Annotated in this window: 20 protein-coding genes; 16 read left to right on the top strand and 4 right to left on the bottom strand. The window is 32.0% G+C overall.

The annotated features are described in order from the left end of the window. Window positions 1-319: 319 nt before the first annotated feature. The 5 genes from HMPREF2715_RS03270 (at window position 320) to HMPREF2715_RS03250 (ending at window position 4,405) form a co-directional block, all read left to right on the top strand. A complete protein-coding gene (locus HMPREF2715_RS03270) occupies window positions 320-1,252 on the top strand; it encodes a type I phosphomannose isomerase catalytic subunit (protein ID WP_070580800.1) in 933 nt (310 codons plus the stop codon). 53 nt (window positions 1,253-1,305) lie between these two features. Then, window positions 1,306-1,536, top strand: a complete 231-nt coding sequence (locus HMPREF2715_RS03265; RefSeq protein WP_011275203.1) for a hypothetical protein — start codon at window positions 1,306-1,308, stop codon at window positions 1,534-1,536. 226 nt (window positions 1,537-1,762) lie between these two features. Next, on the top strand, window positions 1,763-3,136 hold the full coding sequence (locus HMPREF2715_RS03260; RefSeq protein ID WP_070580798.1) for an EVE domain-containing protein: 1,374 nt from the start codon (window positions 1,763-1,765) through the stop codon (window positions 3,134-3,136). A gap of 190 nt (window positions 3,137-3,326) precedes the next feature. Beyond that, complete coding sequence (locus HMPREF2715_RS03255) at window positions 3,327-3,722, top strand: thiol-disulfide oxidoreductase DCC family protein (protein ID WP_070442136.1); 396 nt, start codon at window positions 3,327-3,329, stop codon at window positions 3,720-3,722. A gap of 239 nt (window positions 3,723-3,961) precedes the next feature. Continuing rightward, window positions 3,962-4,405, top strand: a complete 444-nt coding sequence (locus tag HMPREF2715_RS03250) for a Dps family protein (RefSeq protein WP_029376676.1) — start codon at window positions 3,962-3,964, stop codon at window positions 4,403-4,405. A 73-nt stretch (window positions 4,406-4,478) separates the two neighbouring features. Here HMPREF2715_RS03250 and deoD read toward each other — a convergent pair whose 3' ends face one another. Then, window positions 4,479-5,189 carry a purine-nucleoside phosphorylase gene (deoD, locus tag HMPREF2715_RS03245; RefSeq protein WP_070580794.1) on the bottom strand — a complete coding sequence of 237 codons (711 nt, stop codon included), beginning with the start codon at window positions 5,187-5,189 and terminating at the stop codon, window positions 4,479-4,481. Window positions 5,190-5,355: 166 nt separating this feature from the next. On the opposite strand from deoD, the gene deoC reads away from it, so the two are divergent. The 4 genes from deoC (at window position 5,356) to HMPREF2715_RS03225 (ending at window position 8,934) form a co-directional block, all read left to right on the top strand. After that, window positions 5,356-6,018: a deoxyribose-phosphate aldolase gene (gene deoC / locus HMPREF2715_RS03240; protein WP_070440327.1), complete on the top strand. Its 663-nt coding sequence runs from the start codon at window positions 5,356-5,358 to the stop codon at window positions 6,016-6,018. A gap of 61 nt (window positions 6,019-6,079) precedes the next feature. Further along, a complete protein-coding gene (locus HMPREF2715_RS03235; RefSeq protein WP_070580789.1) occupies window positions 6,080-7,381 on the top strand; it encodes a pyrimidine-nucleoside phosphorylase in 1,302 nt (433 codons plus the stop codon). A gap of 15 nt (window positions 7,382-7,396) precedes the next feature. Beyond that, complete coding sequence (gene deoB / locus HMPREF2715_RS03230) at window positions 7,397-8,584, top strand: phosphopentomutase (RefSeq protein ID WP_070580787.1); 1,188 nt, start codon at window positions 7,397-7,399, stop codon at window positions 8,582-8,584. Continuing rightward, the gene (locus tag HMPREF2715_RS03225) at window positions 8,584-8,934 is read left to right on the top strand and encodes a DoxX family protein (RefSeq protein ID WP_070440333.1); all 351 of its coding nucleotides are present in this window, start codon (window positions 8,584-8,586) and stop codon (window positions 8,932-8,934) included. Before deoB ends, HMPREF2715_RS03225 begins: the two co-directional genes overlap by 1 nt. A 70-nt stretch (window positions 8,935-9,004) precedes the next feature. Here HMPREF2715_RS03225 and HMPREF2715_RS03220 read toward each other — a convergent pair whose 3' ends face one another. Continuing rightward, window positions 9,005-9,475, bottom strand: a complete 471-nt coding sequence (locus HMPREF2715_RS03220; RefSeq protein WP_011275212.1) for an S-ribosylhomocysteine lyase — start codon at window positions 9,473-9,475, stop codon at window positions 9,005-9,007. 255 nt (window positions 9,476-9,730) lie between these two features. On the opposite strand from HMPREF2715_RS03220, the gene HMPREF2715_RS03215 reads away from it, so the two are divergent. From HMPREF2715_RS03215 to HMPREF2715_RS03205, 3 genes are all read left to right on the top strand, one after another. Next, the gene (locus tag HMPREF2715_RS03215) at window positions 9,731-10,915 is read left to right on the top strand and encodes a M20 family metallopeptidase (protein WP_070580785.1); all 1,185 of its coding nucleotides are present in this window, start codon (window positions 9,731-9,733) and stop codon (window positions 10,913-10,915) included. Continuing rightward, window positions 10,912-12,105: an L-aspartate--L-methionine ligase LdmS gene (locus HMPREF2715_RS03210; RefSeq protein ID WP_070580783.1), complete on the top strand. Its 1,194-nt coding sequence runs from the start codon at window positions 10,912-10,914 to the stop codon at window positions 12,103-12,105. Before HMPREF2715_RS03215 ends, HMPREF2715_RS03210 begins: the two co-directional genes overlap by 4 nt. A 252-nt stretch (window positions 12,106-12,357) precedes the next feature. After that, entirely contained in the window at window positions 12,358-13,023 is a 666-nt protein-coding gene (locus tag HMPREF2715_RS03205; RefSeq protein WP_070580781.1) for a DUF2750 domain-containing protein, read from the top strand. A gap of 335 nt (window positions 13,024-13,358) precedes the next feature. On the opposite strand, the gene coaW is transcribed toward HMPREF2715_RS03205, so the two are convergent. Beyond that, the gene (coaW, locus tag HMPREF2715_RS03200) at window positions 13,359-14,159 is read right to left on the bottom strand and encodes a type II pantothenate kinase (protein ID WP_070580779.1); all 801 of its coding nucleotides are present in this window, start codon (window positions 14,157-14,159) and stop codon (window positions 13,359-13,361) included. Between the two features lie 190 nt (window positions 14,160-14,349). On the opposite strand from coaW, the gene HMPREF2715_RS03195 reads away from it, so the two are divergent. The 3 genes from HMPREF2715_RS03195 (at window position 14,350) to HMPREF2715_RS03185 (ending at window position 17,665) form a co-directional block, all read left to right on the top strand. Continuing rightward, window positions 14,350-15,210 (top strand): GNAT family N-acetyltransferase, encoded by an 861-nt coding sequence (locus tag HMPREF2715_RS03195; protein WP_070839386.1) that lies wholly within the window; start codon window positions 14,350-14,352, stop codon window positions 15,208-15,210. A gap of 114 nt (window positions 15,211-15,324) precedes the next feature. Beyond that, window positions 15,325-15,843 (top strand): DNA-directed RNA polymerase subunit delta, encoded by a 519-nt coding sequence (gene rpoE / locus HMPREF2715_RS03190; protein ID WP_053025303.1) that lies wholly within the window; start codon window positions 15,325-15,327, stop codon window positions 15,841-15,843. A 214-nt stretch (window positions 15,844-16,057) separates the two neighbouring features. Then, window positions 16,058-17,665, top strand: a complete 1,608-nt coding sequence (locus HMPREF2715_RS03185; RefSeq protein WP_070839383.1) for a CTP synthase — start codon at window positions 16,058-16,060, stop codon at window positions 17,663-17,665. Between the two features lie 64 nt (window positions 17,666-17,729). Here HMPREF2715_RS03185 and HMPREF2715_RS03180 read toward each other — a convergent pair whose 3' ends face one another. After that, the gene (locus HMPREF2715_RS03180) at window positions 17,730-18,251 is read right to left on the bottom strand and encodes a DUF2529 family protein (RefSeq protein WP_037551919.1); all 522 of its coding nucleotides are present in this window, start codon (window positions 18,249-18,251) and stop codon (window positions 17,730-17,732) included. Between the two features lie 200 nt (window positions 18,252-18,451). On the opposite strand from HMPREF2715_RS03180, the gene fdaB reads away from it, so the two are divergent. Beyond that, complete coding sequence (gene fdaB, locus HMPREF2715_RS03175; protein ID WP_011275221.1) at window positions 18,452-19,309, top strand: class IIb fructose-bisphosphate aldolase FdaB; 858 nt, start codon at window positions 18,452-18,454, stop codon at window positions 19,307-19,309. The last annotated feature ends 19 nt before the right edge of the window (window positions 19,310-19,328 follow it).

The following is a 19,328-nucleotide window of genomic DNA, read 5'->3' as shown; positions in this document are numbered from 1 at the left end:
GATAATCATTGAATTAAAAAATGCTTTCATTAAACTTTAACTAATAGTAATTATTTCAGTTGTGGTGGGATAATGAATTCTAATTGAATTCTGTCCCACTTCTTTATGTGTTTTATCATTTAAATAATTTCTATTAAAATAGAGATAAAGTTGATATAATAAAGAAACGAATGGTAACACAAGTGATGTTGAATAATTATTTTGAATATAATTTCACTTTTACATAATTAATTTTTAAGTTTTATACATATAAATCAGATATTATCATTTACTTTAGAAATAGAGAATATAGCCTTAAATGGTTTTAGGAGGTGCAACTATGCCATTATTTTTAAAGCCTATTTTTTTCGAGAAAATTTGGGGCGGTAATAAATTAACTCAATTCAATTATGATATACCTAGTGAATCCACAGGAGAATGTTGGGGGATTTCTGCACACCCAAATGGAAAGAGTATGATCCTTAACGGGCCTTTTGCTGGACAAACATTAGACCAAGTTTGGACGCAACATAGAGAATTGTTCGGTGATTTTCCAAGCAAAGATTTTCCGTTATTGTGCAAAATAGTTGATGCGAATGAACCGCTATCGATTCATGTTCACCCAGATGATTCTTATGCTTATGAATTTGAAAATGGGCAATATGGCAAATCAGAATGTTGGTATATTATTGATGCAGAAGAAGATGCTGAAGTTTTAATTGGTACTACGGTTAACTCTAAAGAAGAACTGAAAGATCAGATTAGCCAAGATAATTTCTTGGAATCTTTAAAAAGAGTTAAAGTACAACCTGGGGAATTTTATTTTATTCCTGCTGGTACTATACATTCAATCGGTTCAGGTATAACTGTGTATGAAACAATGCAATCTTCAGATATTACATATAGATTATATGATTATAATAGACAACGTGAAAATAGTTCTTCATTAGATGTTGATAAAGCATTAGATGTTATTCAATATTCTCAAGAACTACCTAGTATCGTTCCCGAAAATGAAATTATTGAAAATCATAAATGCAGTCACATTGTGTCTAATGATTTCTTTACAATGGTTAAATGGGAAGTTAGTGGGACATTAAATTATATGAAACCTAGAGAATTTTGTCTTGTTTCAGTTTTAAATGGTGATGGACAAATTATTATTGATGGAGAAATCTTCAAGATTCAAAAAGGTTCCAATTTTGTGCTGACTTCAGAAGACTTAGATAGTGTCTTTGAAGGAGACTTTACGCTAATCATTAGTTATATTTGATTTTTATTGTTCGTGTTATAAATGATTCATTGTATTAAAGAGGAGTGTGAATATTGAAACAGTTTTTATATATATCTTTAGTATGTGGTGTGATAGCAGGGGCAGGTGTCTTTTTCAATATGCCACAATATCCTTCACTTGTTATTCCTAGAGTTGTTGCTATATTAGGTATTATAAGTGCAATTATTACTATTAAAGACAAAGATTTAAGTGGATTACTAAAACTTGGTGGCATCATGATCAATCTAATGCCATTATTAGGTAGTTTACTAGCACCTCATTAAATTAATGCATAGGGGAATATTTAGAATTATTTATAATGGATTCTGAATGTTCCCCTTTATAACAACTTATTAAAATGAGATAAAACACTAAAAAAATTAAACATAAATAACGACGATATGTTAAGATTTATAGCATAACTTAATAAACATAGCATTTAATTAAAATACAATGAAATCAATTAAAATACATAATAACTTTCGAGAATTAATTTAAAGGAGACCCACAATGGAAGAAGAAGTAAATTACTTTTGGCTTAACTGTGGCTATACTAGATGGAATCACAATGAACCGTTAGTAGGTCAAACAACATTATTTGAATCTGGAGCTCAATTCAACCCTACTCAAGGTTTTAGAGCCTTCAAAAAGGCTAAGACAGGGGATCAAGTTATATTTTATCAAGTCCAAACAGATACTGGGTTACTTGGTATTGGAGAAATTATTAGTGTTCAAACAGGTGCTCAAAATAAAATTAGAGTTGAATTTAAATTTAATGAACTATTAAAACCACTTACAACTGATTATTTAAAACGAAGTGAAACGCTTGATTTTCGCATGAATAATATGCGTGAAACTTTAATCAATCAATTAACTAAAGAAGAGTATGATTTAATTGTTTCACTAGGTAAAGGTGAAGTGAAACTTCCACGTTATTTCTTCCTTTCTGAAACTGAGTCATTTGAATCAGGAGAATATTATACTATTTATACTCATACGTATAATGGCATTAAACGTAATGGATATCATTTTTACAATCAGTTAGAAATAGGAGATAATCTTATCTTCTATAATAAATATGAAAATCAATCAGTGGTAGGTATTGGAGAAGTTTCTCGACATATTCATGAGAAACCACCTATTCCTGGTAGAACAAATAGTACTGCCATTGAAATATATTATGATAAGCATATTACTCCAGTGACATTAGGTGCATTAAATAAACATCCTAAGTTAAAAAATCTTTATTTTTTACAAGAAAATGCGAAACAAGCCATCGCAAGCATGAGTCAAACTCAATACGATGCTATTATTGAAATGAGTAATAATGATAGTGTGAAAACACCTTTTGAAACAATTAAAAAAACTGAAATTGATTCAGCAAGTCATGATGAGTCAATACAACCTTTTATATTGTTGGTTGTGGAACAACGTGAAGAAGGATTGAAAGCGGCAAATAATTTATTACAAAAGACAAATGCAAATCCTGTAATAACTAGTGGACATCCGGATTTTACAGAGGACATGTTATATGGTAAATATTTACCAAATGAAACTGGTGCCCTATACTATCGCGAAGGTTTTATCACTCAATTAATGCCTAAAAATGATAAAAGTTATTTAGTCATCGATAATTTTAATAGAATTGATCCTGACATTTTCCAAACTTACATCAATGTGTTAGAAGGATATGAAGTAACATTACCTAGATATAATAAAGAGGGACAAATGGTAAAATGGTCAAGAGAAAAAGATTCATTCTATCATTTTAATCCGAACTGGCATATTATTGGTGTAACTTACGACCGTCTAGAAGATATAAAAAGCAAATATTCAAATCAATTTCTTAAATATACAAGAATTGTAAAAGTAAATCATGAATAACTTAAGATAACTAAACCTGAGACGTTTTACTATGTCTCAGGTTTTTAATTTTATTATTATGGCTTTAACATTTTATATCAAATTTAAATCATTCATAGTTAAAGGCATGCTATGCTATGGACATTTTTAGTGTTTAATGTAAGGCATAGAATGGAATATTAATAATAAGAATTAGAGGAAGGTGAAAGAAATGCCTATTATTTATTACGATGGTAATTGTGTTTATTGTTATAACTATTGCATTTGGTTAATACAGAATGGACTTCCTAAGAGTTATGAATTCGCAACTTTAAAAGGGGAAGCAGGGCAACACTTATTTGAACAACATCCAGAAGCATTAAATAAAAACAGCGTGATTTTACAACGTGGTCAACATTTAGAGTTTAAATCCAATGCGATTGCTAATCTTATCATGACTACAACAAATTACAAGTGGTTAGGATTGTTAATTAAAGTCATTCCACGTCAAATAAGAGATCTAGCGTATAATTTATTTGCAAATAATCGAAATAGGATGTGGAAGACGCATTGGCATAAACCAAATGAATATGAAAAATCCTTTTTCATAGATGATAAACGCATATAATTGATAAAATATTATCATAATTGATAATGAGAGGTTTGTTAGTAAATATATATTATTTTAGTTGCTGATGTTAGTCACTTTTTAATCACTGGTAAATAAGTTTTAATAGTTGATAGGAAAAGGTGGTTATAAAAATCAGTGCAAAAAATGTTAAGCATAACTATTTACAGATTATAATAATTATAATATAGTAGTAATTGTAATAAAGAGGAACCAATTCAGAAGTACAAGGAGAGAATATAATGAGTCAACAAGATGTAGTAAAAGAATTAAATCAACAAGTTGCAAACTGGACTGTAGCATATACTAAATTACACAATTTCCATTGGTATGTTAAAGGACCTAATTTCTTCTCATTACATGAGAAATTCGAAGAGTTATACAATGAAGCTAGCCAATATGTAGATGACTTAGCTGAACGTATTTTAGCAATTGGTGGAAATCCAGTTGGTACATTGAAAGAAAGTCTTGAAATTTCTATCGTTGATGAAGCTGGTAAAAATTACTCAGCTGAACAAATGGTTGAAGCCTTCTCTAATGATTTAACTCATATTTCAGAGCAATTAGTTAAATCTATAGAAGTAGCTGGAGAAGCTGGCGATGATGTTTCAGAAGATATGTTCATCGGTATGAAAAATTCTGTTGATAAACACAATTGGATGTTCAAATCATATTTAGTTTAATTAATCATATAAAAAGGTGCTTGAGATTTCATTATCGTCTCAAGCACCTTTTATTATCTATTAGAATTTGATATTACTCGGCGATTTCCAATGCAATTTCCATCATTTGAGTAAATGAATTTTGTCTTTCTTCAGCTGTAGTTGCTTCGTCTTTTAGAATATGGTCACTAACTGTAAAAATACCTAACGCTTTTTTACTAGCATTAATTGCATTCAAATATAAACCTGCTGATTCCATTTCTATACCCAATATTCCCATTTTTTGCCAATTATCATTGAATAATTTATCAGCATTGTAGAATGTATCTGAAGATAAAACATTACCTACATGGCTTACTGCTCCTATTTCATCTGCTACATTTTTAGCTTTAGTGATGAGATTATAGTCAGCTATTGGAGCAAAGTGACCAGGTATATTAAATTGATCAACATAATTAGAATTTGTAGATGCTGCTTGAGCAATAATGACATCATATAAATTTACATTCTCTTGTAATGCGCCACATGAACCTACGCGAATAATAGTATCAACATCAAAGAAATTATATAACTCATAAGAATAAATACCGATACTTGGTATTCCCATCCCTGATCCCATTACAGAAACTTCTTTTCCTTTATATGTACCTGTGTAACCAAACATATTTCTAACTTCATTAAATTGTTCAACATTTTCTAAAAAGTTATCAGCAATATATTTTGCACGTAATGGATCGCCAGGCATTAAAACAGTCTTTGCGATTTTTGTTCCATTAGGTTGAATATGAGGTGTGCCATTTGTCATTAATATCTTCTCCTTATCATGATTGGTAAGATTAAGATAACATTTGTTTAACTTTTTTGCGAATTTTTGTACTATAGAAATGAGAGGACTATATTAATTTAAATAGTTAATATTCCAGTTAGATGGAATATCATTTAAATTTAACAACATATTGGAGGAAACTACTATGAATTATGCTAAATTTATTGATCACACATTATTGAAACCGGAATCTACACGTCAACAAATCGATCAAATTATTGATGAAGCCAAAGAGTATAACTTTAAATCTATTTGTGTAAATCCTACACATGTAAAATATGCAGCAGAACGATTAAATGATTCTGATGTATTGGTTTGTACCGTTATAGGTTTCCCACTTGGTGCTACTACAACTGCTACTAAAATCTTTGAAACTGAAGATGCCATTAAAAATGGCGCATCTGAAATTGATATGGTTATCAATATCGGCGCACTTAAAGATGGAAGATTTGAAGAAGTTCAAAAAGACATTGAGGGCGTAGTTGGAGCAGCAAATGAAAAAACAGTAAAAGTGATTATTGAAACTGTGCTTTTATCAGATGAAGAAAAAGTTAAAGCAAGTGAATTAGCGAAAGCAGCAGGTGCTGATTTCGTTAAAACATCAACTGGTTTTGCTGGGGGAGGCGCTACACCTGAAGATGTGAAATTAATGAAAGATACAGTGGGAGACGAATTAGAAGTTAAAGCATCAGGTGGCGTTCGCAGTTTGGAAGATTTCAATAAAATGATTGATGCAGGTGCTACGCGTATAGGTGCGAGTGCAGGTGTTCAAATTATTCAAGGCTTAGAGTCAGATTCAGATTATTAATAATGCAATTAACGTAACAGCACATAGATACAACAGCTTATTTTGAGAGGGGTTCAGAATTATGAGAATGGTAGATATTATTGAAAAAAAACGCGATGGTAAATCATTATCAAAAGAAGAAATTGAATTCTTTATCAAAGGTTACACGAATGGGGATATCCCGGATTATCAGGCATCGAGTTTAGCTATGGCTATCTTTTTCCAAGATATGAATGACGAAGAGCGCGCAGCATTAACTATGGCAATGGTTAATTCAGGTGATGTGATTGACTTATCAAAAATCAATGGTATTAAAGTTGATAAGCACTCAACAGGAGGCGTTGGTGATACAACTACATTAGTATTAGCGCCTCTAGTGGCAGCAGTGGGTGTCCCAGTAGCCAAAATGAGTGGTCGTGGCTTAGGACATACGGGTGGAACAATTGATAAATTAGAATCAATAAAAGGATTCCACGTTGAAATCTCTGAAGAGGATTTCATTAAACTTGTTAATGAAAATCAAGTAGCTGTTATTGGACAGTCAGGTAATTTAACTCCAGCTGATAAGAAACTTTATGCATTGAGAGATGTAACAGGGACAGTTAACTCAATTCCTTTAATTGCATCATCTATTATGAGTAAAAAAATTGCTGCGGGTGCTGATGCTATTGTCTTAGATGTTAAAACTGGTAATGGTGCTTTCATGAAAACATTAGAGGACGCTGAAGCGTTAGCTGATGCTATGGTTAGTATAGGGAATAATGTAGGTAGAAATACAATGGCTATTATTTCTGACATGAGCCAACCACTTGGTCGAGCGATTGGTAATGCTTTAGAATTGAAAGAAGCTATTGATACATTAAATGGTAAAGGACCAGAAGATTTAACTGAACTTGTATTAACACTCGGTTCTCAAATGGTAGTTCTAGCTAATAGAGCAAAAACACTTGAGGAAGCACGTCAATTATTAAATGAAGCAATTGAAAATGGTTCAGCTTTAGAAAAATTTAAAACATTTTTAGAGAATCAAGGTGGCGATGCCTCAGTAGTTGATGCGCCTGAACTATTACCAACAGCAACATATCAAATCGAGTATAAAGCTCAATCAAGTGGTGTAGTTTCAGAACTTATTGCTAATGAAATTGGTATTGCTTCAATGATGTTAGGTGCAGGGAGACAAACTAAAGAGGATGAAATAGATTTAAGTGTTGGGATTGTATTAAACAAGAAAGTAGGAGACGTTGTTAAAGAGGGAGATTCTTTATTAACCATTCACAGTAATCGTGAAAATGTTGACGACGTTATTAAGAAACTTGATGAAAGTATTGAAATTCAAGCACAAGCAACAACACCAACATTAATTCATAAAATAATTACAGAGTAGGAGGGAGTGTTAAATATGACTACACCATTCAAAAGAGTACATTTAATTGTTATGGATTCAGTAGGTATCGGAGAAGCGCCTGATGCTGCAGCTTTCAATGATGAAGGATCTCATACATTAAAGCATACATTAGAAGGATTTAACCAAACGCTACCTAATTTGGAAAAATTAGGATTGGGTAATATTGAAGAATTACCTGTTGTCAATAAAGTTGAACAACCAGGTGCTTTCTACACTAAACTTAGTGAAGCTTCAGTGGGTAAAGATACCATGACAGGACATTGGGAAATCATGGGCTTAAATATCATGCAACCATTTAAAGTATATCCAAACGGATTTCCTGATGAGTTAATACAAGAGATTGAAGAAATGACAGGTCGTAAAGTTGTAGCAAATAAGCCCGCTTCAGGGACAGCCATTATTGATGAATTAGGTGAGCATCAAATGAAAACTGGGGACTTAATCGTCTATACTAGCGCTGACCCAGTACTTCAAATTGCTGCACATGAAGATATTATTCCTCTTGAAGAATTATATGATATTTGTGAAAAGGTTCGAGAATTAACTAAAGATCCTAAATACTTAATTGGTCGTGTAATTGCACGTCCGTATGTAGGTGAACCAGGAAACTTTACACGTACTTCTAATCGACATGATTACGCACTCAAACCATTTGGCAAAACTGTTATGAATACATTAAAAGATAATAACTATGATGTTATTGCTATAGGAAAAATTAATGATATTTATGATGGTGAAGGTGTAACTGAAGCAATAAGAACAAAAAATAATATGGATGGTATGGATCAATTAATTAATGTCGTAAAAAAAGATTTTAATGGCATTAGTTTCTTAAATTTAGTTGATTTCGATGCACTATACGGCCATCGTAGAGACAAAGAAGGTTATGCACAAGCTATTAAAGATTTCGACGAGCGATTACCAGAATTAATCGACAATCTTCAAGAAGATGATTTAGTTATTATCACGGCTGATCACGGAAATGATCCTATTGCCGATGGTACTGATCATACTAGAGAGTTTATCCCAGTACTTATGTTTAGCCCTAAAATTGATAAATACCATGAATTATCAGGAGACAGTACGTTTAGTTCAATCGGTGCGACCATTGCAGATAATTTCAATGTGGAATTACCTGAATTTGGTAAGAGTTATTTGAATGAAATGGGAGTTGAACATTAATGAAAGTATTTCGTTATTTATTAGGTTTAGCATTTGGAACAGCTGGCGTTCTACATTTTACAAATGAACGGTCATTTAGAAATATTGTTCCAGAATACTTACCATTACGTAAAACAGCTGTTTTAGTAACAGGTGTATTTGAAATTTTCTTTGGTATTATGTTGTTATTAAAACGTCCTGCTAATTGGTTAAAAACAGGTATAAATCTTTTCTTATTAGCTGTATTACCAGCAAATATATATATGGCACGAAAAGAATTACCTTTAGGTGATAAACAAGTACCTAAATGGGCATTATACTCAAGACTACCAATGCAATTTGTTTTAATTGCACTAGTGAAAAAATTATAGAAGAGAAAAGTAAAACCACCAATACTTAAATATACTTAAGTATTGGTGGTTTTTATTTTAAGTATGAAATTTATTTACCTTCACCAAAAATATCTGACCATTGATTGCGTTTATCTAAAAATGCTTGCGCAATTTCTTTTGCACCTTCAAGTGAATGACTTGCTGCCCAACCGCATTGTACTTCATTGCAAGCGGGTACCTCAGTAGCTTCTAAAACATCATTTAGTGTTTTTTCAATTATATTTAACACATCTTCATAGTCGTCATGATTAATAAATGAAACATAAAAACCAGTTTGACAACCCATTGGACTTAAATCTACAACTTTATCAGTATGATTTCTAATGTTTTCAGCCATTAAATGCTCTAGTGAGTGTAATCCAGGCATTTCCATGTGCTCTTTGTTAGGTTGTTTGAAGCGAATGTCATATTTTTTAATAACATCACCATTTAAGCCTTCCATTGTACCAGCTAAACGGACGAAAGGTGCGACAACTTTAGTGTGATCTAGATTAAAACTTTCAACGTTCATTTTAGTCATGATAAATCCTCCTATATTAAATAAGCTTAATTATTAAGTTAACGATTTGATTGTATCAATAGTTAAGGGTATTTACAATTTTCAAAATTATAGTTAAACAAAGTGAATTGTGAGAAAATTTCGTAAATATAAAGTTATTTAATGACAACAATCTTTAAATCCGATAAAATAAGTAATAATTAATTGAGAAACGATATGGTTACAATATCCAAAATATTTTTAAAAATTTTTACAATAATAAGGGAGTTATGATTTATGAGTAATAAACAAGGAATTTTAGATTATATAGAGAATAATAAATATGATTATGTTGAAATTAGTCATAGAATACATGAACGCCCTGAATTAGGCAATGAAGAAATTTTCGCGTCTAGAACGCTTATAGATAAATTGAAAGAGAATGATTTCGATATAGAAACGGATATTGCTGGACACGCTACTGGATTTATAGCTACATATGATTCTGGACAAGAAGGCCCAGTTATTGGCTATTTAGCTGAATATGATGCATTACCAGGCCTAGGTCATGCATGTGGTCATAATATTATTGGAACTGCTAGTGTACTTGCGGGTTCAGCATTGAAACAAGTTATAGACCGCATCGGTGGCAAAGTTGTCGTGCTCGGTTGTCCTGCAGAAGAAGGTGGCGAAAATGGTAGTGCAAAAGCGTCATATGTTAAGGCTGATATTATCGATGCTATCGATATAGCATTAATGATTCATCCAGGTAATGCAACTTATCCAACCATTGATACACTAGCGGTGGATGTATTAGATATAAAATTTTATGGCAAAAGTGCACATGCTTCTGAAAATGCTGACGAAGCTTTAAACGCTTTAGATGCAATGATTTCATATTTTAACGGTGTAGCACAGTTAAGACAGCACATTAAAAAAAGTCAACGTGTACATGGTGTTATTTTAGACGGAGGAAAAGCTGCAAATATTATACCCGATTTTACACATGCTCGATTCTACACACGTGCAACAACTCGAAAAGAACTAGATATTTTAACAGAAAAAGTTAATCAAATTGCTAGGGGTGCCGCAATTCAAACAGGTTGCGATTATGAATTTGGCCCTATACAAAATGGTGTGAACGAATTTATTAAGACACCTAAATTAGATGAATTATTTGAAAAGTACGCGCTCGAAGTTGGTGAAGATGTAAGTCATGATGATTTTGGTTTTGGTTCAACAGATACGGGTAATGTCAGTCATATAGTACCTACGATTCATCCTCATGTGAAGATAGGATCTAGAAACTTAGTTGGTCATACACATAGATTTAGAGAGGCTGCAGCAAGTGTACATGGTGATCAAGCGTTAATTCATGGTGCGAAAATTATAGCATTAATGGGATTAGAACTAATTGAAAATAAGGGATTGTTTGATGAAATTGTTCAACAGCACTCTCATATAAAGGGGGAGTCAAAATGACGATAAATGAAAAAGGTCTAAAATTAACTTTAAGTGACTTATATAATGAAAATATAGTGTATAACTCGAGACCATCTTATGTTTCAAATCCATGGTTAAAGCCTGAGGAACATCAATCTAATTTCTTAACTGGTAGGGAAATGCTTATTGCAGATTCAATGCCAATGATTATACATGAAGCAAGTATTACTGAAAAATTAGACCAACTATTTAATCTTGTTGGAAAAAAAGTTCCCACAAATACGTATCAATTTAAAAACCGTGAAACATATGAAGCACTATTAAATCGAATTGTTAAAGAAGAAGGTAAAGATATATATTTTCAATATATTCATAGTGAAGATGTTGTTTCAGATAAATGCTACGCTGTAGATAAAGAGACATTTGTAGCTTTGAACAATAAAGCGCGAATACCAGAATGGACGAATCATAAATATTTACCAGAGCGAGAAATTGTATCGATAAATGATTTTAAAGCGCGCATAAAAGAATGGGATTTCCCTTTTGTAATTAAACCAGGTGATGACTTACCAACAGCTGGTGGATATGGTGTAATGATTTGCTATAATGAAGAAGACTTAGCTAAAGCAACACAACGTATTTTAGAAGCAAGTGATGCTACGGATAATTTAATTATTGAACAAAAAATTGAAGCGGTAAAGAATTATTGTGTTCAGTATGCTTATTCTGAAGAAATAGGTGTGACTTATTTAGGGACTACACATCAAATCACTGATAAATATGGATTTTATGCTGGAAATGAAAATGTTCATGATGTTCCTCAACAAGTTATTGATGCAGGAAGAGAAATTATGGAAAATGGTGTAAAGTTGGGTTTCTTCGGTGTAGCTGGATTTGATTTACTATTAGATAAAAACGATGATGTTTTTGCCATCGATTTAAACTTTAGACAAAATGGCTCAACAAGCATGTTATTATTACAAGAAGAATTAAATTCATCATATCAGAAATTCTATAGTTACTTCTCTAATGGTGATAATGAACATTTCTTTAATACAATTTTAAAATATGTCAAAAAGGGCGTATTATATCCATTATCTTATTATGATGGTGATTGGTTTGGAAAGAATGCAGTTAATTCTCGTTTTGGTTGTATATGGACTGGAGATTCAAAAGAAGCCATAGAGAAAATTGAAAAATCCTTTTTAGTTGAATTAGATAAAAATTAAATTACCCTAATCAATATCCATTGATAGGTATATAGCAATAATTTTAAAAAGCATAATTTCAATTCTTAGCATTTAAATGAATCAAAAGATAATAATTCAATATAGTTATAGCTCTATGCGTCAATTTGGGAGCAAGACATGGCATTCATCAAGAATACAGTCTTGGTCCTTTTTTTAGAATAGAAATTTGACGATATAAGTATTGTCGTTTAGTATTTTAATAGTTGCAAATTAGAAATGGAGGGTTATGCATTGTCTTATAAGAATGAGGCGTACTTTAAAGATGTACTGATTAATGAAGTGTTTTATGTTGCTAACAAAAATAAAAAACTGGTCAGACTAAATAGTAATAACCAAGATTATGTTGGCGTTTGGACTCAAGAAGGACAAGCGGAAGACTATTTAAAACATGCGTCAATCGATTATGACCGTGTGCTAAAAATTGATATTGATACATTCGTTACATATGAATTGGATGACTTATTTGATGAGGATGATCAAGTTATCATTAATCAAACATTACAAGAAACTGGTCAAATTGTAAAAGTCGTTAAAATGACTGATGAATTAATGTCAGAGTTGGATAAAATTCGTATTAAAGAATTTGTAAAGGATGTTGCCAAAGAAGACCAAGTATTTGGTTTATCAAAACATGGCGAAAATCACTTTATATTGATTAGTGATGATAGTGAAGACAAACCTCAAATCATGCCGGTTTGGAGCTTGAAAAATAGAGCACTCAAAGTTCGTGATGAAGATTTTGAGGAATGTGAATTAATTGAAATTGAAGGTAGTGTATTTAGTGATTGGTTAGATAAGTTGCGTGATAATGACCAAGCTGTCGCAATTGATTTGAAACCTGGTGTGGTAGGAACAGTCATTTCTGCACAAAAATTATCAAATGAATTAACTTTTTAATTTGAAGCACGTAACATTTAGTGAAATCTTGTCTTTATATATACATTAATAAATAGTCGATGTTAAATATGTCGATGCAGTTAAGAATTAGATAAATTGTAGAGGGAGCAGACAGAATTAATATTTTTCAAAATTTATTTGTTGTATCCCTAGCTAGCTTAGCTTGTAGAATTTCTTAAAGAAATTCTCTTTGCTGGAGCCCGTCTGCCATGCAAGGTTACTAGAATTAAAAAGCTTGTTACAAGTACGCTTTTTAATTCAGTCAACTACTGCCAATATATATTTGTAGCCTGAGGCATTGAATTATGTCCCAGGCTCTTTTCAATAATAAGTATTTAATTTAAATAAATTGCGCCAAGTGCTCCTGAAAAAGCACCATTCTCAATGTAATATGGTTTGAAACCACGTAATACCGTATAATCTTCAATTACTTCACGTAAAAGTGGATTATTGTTGAAAGAAGACCCGATATATACAACATTCTCAGTTTTATTTTCACGAGCAACGGTTATGGCCATAGTAGTTATTACTTCACCAACAACTCCAACCACTGATGCTAATTTATTAGCAGGTGAAAAATCTACGTCTAAATTATGTAAGACGTTTCCAAAGTTAGCAGCTGTTAATTCACCTGGAATAGGTGGTTCGGTATCTTTGTAAATATGCTTAACTTTAAGATCAATCGTATCTCTATCTCCAGACTGAGCTAGATTTGTAAGTGCTTCATAATCTGTAATTTGTGATAATAAGTATCCCAGTCCTTGAATCATACCTCCACCAGTACCTACACCGCCTACACGACGTTGTTGTTTGCCATCGAAATAATGTAACGAAGTGCCTGTACCGACATTAGCGAATATATATTCGTCAATATGATGACCTTGCTCTTTAAGAAGCATACCTAAACCTTTAGATGATGCATCGAATTCAACAAATATAGTTGCATCCACATTTAAACTTTCAGCTATAACGCCTGCATTTCCGCCAGTAAGACTGATTGATTCAAAAGTGTTTGCGTTTAACCATGCAATTACTTCTGAAATGTTTGTAGTAAGTTTTGTTTCATACGAACGTTCTTGTTGAGATTCTTGGACGATTTTTATTAGCGTACCACCGGCATCTATACCGACTTTCATTCTAGTTCACCTCGTGATTTTATATGTCATATTTATAGTAAAGCAAATTAGCTAAATTTCAATAGATTATTTTTAAATTGTAAAAATTTAAAACAATTGTACCTAATTAAAGTGGATTTTATTTTGATAAGTGTAAAAAAACAATTATAATAAAATTGATTAATTAAAAGAGGCATAGGGGTTAGTGGTTATGACTATAAAAAAGCAGTTTGAAAATATAACGATTCAAGAATTTGAAGAAAAGTATAGACAGGATGTAGTTAACTTTGAATTAAGTGAGAGACAACAAATATACTCATCCTTACCGAAATCAGTTCTAGATGATGCTCTTTCAGATTCAAATAGAGTGGCCAATATAGCTATTAATGAGTTTGGTGATGTTGTTGGTTTCTTTGTATTACATCAATATTATCAACATGAAGGGTATGATACACCTGAGAATGTTGTATATGTAAGATCATTATCAATTAATGAGAAGTTTCAAGGAAATGGCTATGGAACTACGATGATGATGTATTTACCTCAATATGTACAAGATTTATTCCCTGATTTCAATCACTTGTATCTGGTTGTCGATGCTGAAAATAAAGGGGCTTGGAATGTGTATGAACGTGCTGGTTTTATGCACACTGCTACTAAAGAAGAAGGTCCTATTGGTAAAGAACGCTTATATTATTTGGACTTAGATTCAAAACATGCGTCTTCACTACGATTAACTGAAAATGAAGCATCAAGTATTTCATCTTATAGTGTTGTTGATTTACTAAAAGATAACCAAAAGGTAGGTTTTATAGCACTTGAACAAACGGATAATCGAATTGATATTGTGGCTATTGAAGTGTATAAAGAACAACGAAAAGAAGGTATCGCTGAAAGTGCATTAAGACAAATTCCTACATATGTACGAAAGCATTTCAAACAAGCTAAAACGATTATGATTACGTTATTTGGTGAAAACAATGAATTAAAATCATTATGTGTAAATAGTGGTTTCGTAGAAATTGATCAGTCAGATGATTTAGTTATTTTCAAGAAATATGTAAATTACTGAGATAATCGTAATTGCGAAATCGTGTATTGTCATTTATAATTTATTTTTGTTACTATTAATTAATGAAATCTAACGACATAATTAAAAAATTCTTCGAAAGGAAGATTAGCTATAATGAAAATCCAAGATTATACTAAAGAAATGGTTGATGAAAAGTCATTTATAGATATGGCTTATACGTTATTAAATGATAAAGGTGCAACGATGAATTTATACGATATCATCGATGAATTCAAAGATTTAGGTGGTTATGAATTTGAAGAGATTGAAAATCGTGTAGTTCAGTTCTATACAGACTTAAATACAGATGGACGTTTCTTAAACATTGGTGAAAATCAATGGGGATTACGTGATTGGTATTCTGTAGACGATATTGAAGAAAAAATCGCACCTACAATTCAAAAATTCGATATTCTTGATGATGAAGATGAAGAAGATAAAAATCTTAAATTATTGGGTGATGACGAAATGGATGACGACGATGACATTCCTGCCCAAACGGATGATCAAGAAACTTTAGACGACCCTGAAGATGAACAAGTAGAAGACGAGATTAGTGAATCAGATTTAGTAATTGAAGATGACGAAGATGATGAACTCGACGAAGAAGACGAGGACGAATTCGAAGATTAAGAAGACTTTAAAACTAAATTTTAGTTTTAATTGACTTTTACTAAAAAAATGATAGAATTTTATTCGGGCTCCTTTAAATAGGACACGTGTATAAATCATATACGCTCCCCTTACAGATATGTGAGAGGGAGCGATTTTTTATTTTTCAAAAGTGATTATTTAAAAAGAATAAATAGGTAAGGAAGCATCCCTTTATAAATTAGGAGGTCAGGAAATGACAAGATTTATTTTTGTAACGGGCGGAGTAGTATCATCATTAGGAAAAGGTATCACAGCCGCTTCTCTAGGTAGATTGTTAAAAGATAGAGGCTTAAAAGTAACAATTCAAAAATTTGATCCATATTTAAATGTTGACCCAGGAACTATGAGTCCGTATCAACATGGAGAAGTATTTGTTACAGATGATGGTGCTGAAACTGACTTAGATTTAGGACACTATGAGCGTTTTATTGATATTAATTTAAATAAATATTCAAATGTTACAGCTGGGAAAGTTTATTCACATGTACTCAAGAAAGAACGTCGTGGTGATTATTTAGGTGGAACAGTTCAAGTTATTCCACATATTACTAATGAAATTAAAGAACGTTTACTACTTGCTGGTGAGAGTACAAACGCAGATGTAGTTATTACTGAAATCGGTGGTACAACTGGTGACATTGAATCACTTCCATTTATCGAAGCAATTAGACAGATTAGAAGTGATTTAGGTCGTGAAAACGTAATGTATGTACATTGTACATTGCTTCCATACATTAAAGCTGCTGGTGAAATGAAAACAAAACCAACACAACACAGTGTTAAGGAACTACGTGGTTTAGGTATTCAGCCAGATTTAATTGTAGTGCGTACAGAATATGAAATGACACAAGATTTAAAAGATAAAATTGCATTATTCTGTGATATTAATAAAGAGAGCGTTATAGAATGTAGAGACGCATCATCTTTATATGAAATTCCATTACAATTAAGTGCACAGGATATGGATGACATTGTCATCAAGCGATTAGATTTAGATGCTAAATATGAAACGCAATTAGATGAATGGCAATATTTACTTGATACCGTTAATTCACTTGATGGTACAATCACGATTGGATTAGTAGGTAAATATGTTAGCTTACAAGATGCATACTTATCTGTTGTAGAGTCATTGAAACATGCTGGCTACCCATTGAAGAAAGACGTTGTAGTTAAGTGGATTGATTCTGGCGAAGTTAATGATAATAATGTTGAAGACTATTTAAAAGATGTAGATGGCATTCTTGTACCAGGTGGATTTGGATTTAGAGCAAGCGAGGGTAAAATTGCTGCAATTAAATACGCTCGTGAAAATAATGTTCCATACTTTGGTATTTGCTTAGGTATGCAATTAGCGACTGTTGAGTTTGCACGTAATGTACTAGGTTTAGAGGGAGCACACTCAGCAGAACTTGATCCTAGCACACCTTATCCAATTATTGATTTATTACCTGAGCAAAAGGATATTGAAGATTTAGGTGGCACGTTACGTTTAGGATTATATCCATGTAAAATTAAAGAAAACACATTGGCACATCAAATTTATGACGCAATAAATATTGAAGAAAGACACCGCCATAGATATGAATTTAATAATGAATTTAGAGAACAATTAGAAGCCAATGGTATGGTGTTCTCTGGTACTAGTCCAGATGGTCGATTAGTAGAAATGGTAGAAATTCCAGAGAATGACTTCTATATCGCATGTCAATTCCATCCTGAATTCTTATCAAGACCTAACAGACCTCAACCTATTTTCAAATCGTTTGTAGAAGCGGCTTATAAACATCAAAATAAATAATATAATAAATCAACCCTTACGTACTGAAATGGTGACGTAAGGGTTGATTTTATAATGAATGACATCACAACTCTAAATCTCGTGTCATTTCAATCATTTGAGTGTAAATTTCATAATATATGTAATTAAAAGATATCGTGTGAGGTTGAACAACTTTATCATAATCCTCAGTATAAACAATTGGTCTAGGGGTAGCTAGATTGATGAAATGTATAAAGTGTTCTGGTATTTCTGAATCTTTGGGTCGATTACAAATTAAGACAACATCTATATCGTTATCTACTAATGTTTGTAAATCTTTAGCTACTTCTTCAGTGTAAAATGGTGAAAAGAGTAACACGCGATCTGTTGAATCTATATCATCAAATGTTGTGAGCGTGGATAATAATTTACTAGATTTAAGGTGCTCTTCACTTTCTATAACGAAAGGCTCGAAAAATTTCAAATCGCCATAGCCTTTAATGTATACATAACCTTCGCCACCGATTGCTTGTATTAGACATTGAGCAGCCATTTGAATATCTAAAGCTTGATCTTCTAACCGATTAAATATACCCGTTAATTGAGTTTGTAATATTTTAGACATGTTGTTCCTCCGTTTCATATGTATTGTAAATAAACTCAAACTTATGTGCAATAAAACCGTTCATATATTGAATTATTAATAATTTAGTATTTAATAGTAAATGTTTATTTTAAATCAAGCATGCATTCACATGCAATTCAAAAAAATATCTGATATAATGATTTTAAAAATTGTGCAGTTGCACACAAGGAGGAACTTTCATGCCATTAGTTTCAATGAAAGAAATGTTAATCGATGCGAAAGAAAATGGTTATGCGGTTGGTCAATACAACTTAAATAACTTAGAATTTACACAAGCTATTTTAGAAGCTTCACAAGAAGAGAACGCGCCAGTTATCTTAGGTGTTTCAGAAGGTGCTGCACGTTATATGAGTGGTTTCTATACAGTAGTTAAAATGGTTGAAGGTTTAATTCATGACTTAAATATTACTGTACCTGTAGCTATTCACTTAGACCATGGTTCAAGCTTTGAAAAATGTAAAGAAGCGATTGATGCTGGATTCACTTCAGTAATGATCGATGCTTCTCATAGTCCTTTTGAAGAAAATATCGAAATTACTTCAAAAGTTGTAGAGTATGCTCATCAACATGGTGTATCAGTAGAAGCTGAATTAGGAACAGTTGGTGGACAAGAAGATGATGTTGTAGGTGGCATTATTTATGCTGATCCTAAAGAATGCCAAGAATTAGTTGAAAGAACTGGCATTGATACTTTAGCTCCAGCATTAGGTTCAGTTCACGGGCCATATAAAGGTGAACCTAAATTAGGATTCAAAGAAATGGAAGAAATTGGTGCATCAACTGGTTTACCATTAGTTTTACATGGTGGTACTGGTATCCCAACTAAAGACATTCAAAAAGCAATCCCTTATGGTACTGCTAAAATTAATGTTAATACTGAAAACCAAATTGCTTCAGCTAAAGCAGTAAGAGAAGTTTTAAATAATGATCAAGATGTTTATGATCCACGTAAATATTTAGGACCTGCTCGTGAAGCGATTAAAGAAACAGTTAAAGGTAAAATTAGAGAATTTGGTACATCTAATCGTGCTAAATAAATAATTTAATTGAAGATGT

Origin of the sequence: Staphylococcus sp. HMSC062A01, assembly GCF_001836805.1 — a bacterium.
GTDB lineage: Bacteria > Bacillota > Bacilli > Staphylococcales > Staphylococcaceae > Staphylococcus > Staphylococcus haemolyticus.
The sequence above is the reverse complement of the archived record's forward strand: the minus strand, read 5'-3'. Positions and strand labels throughout refer to the sequence as shown.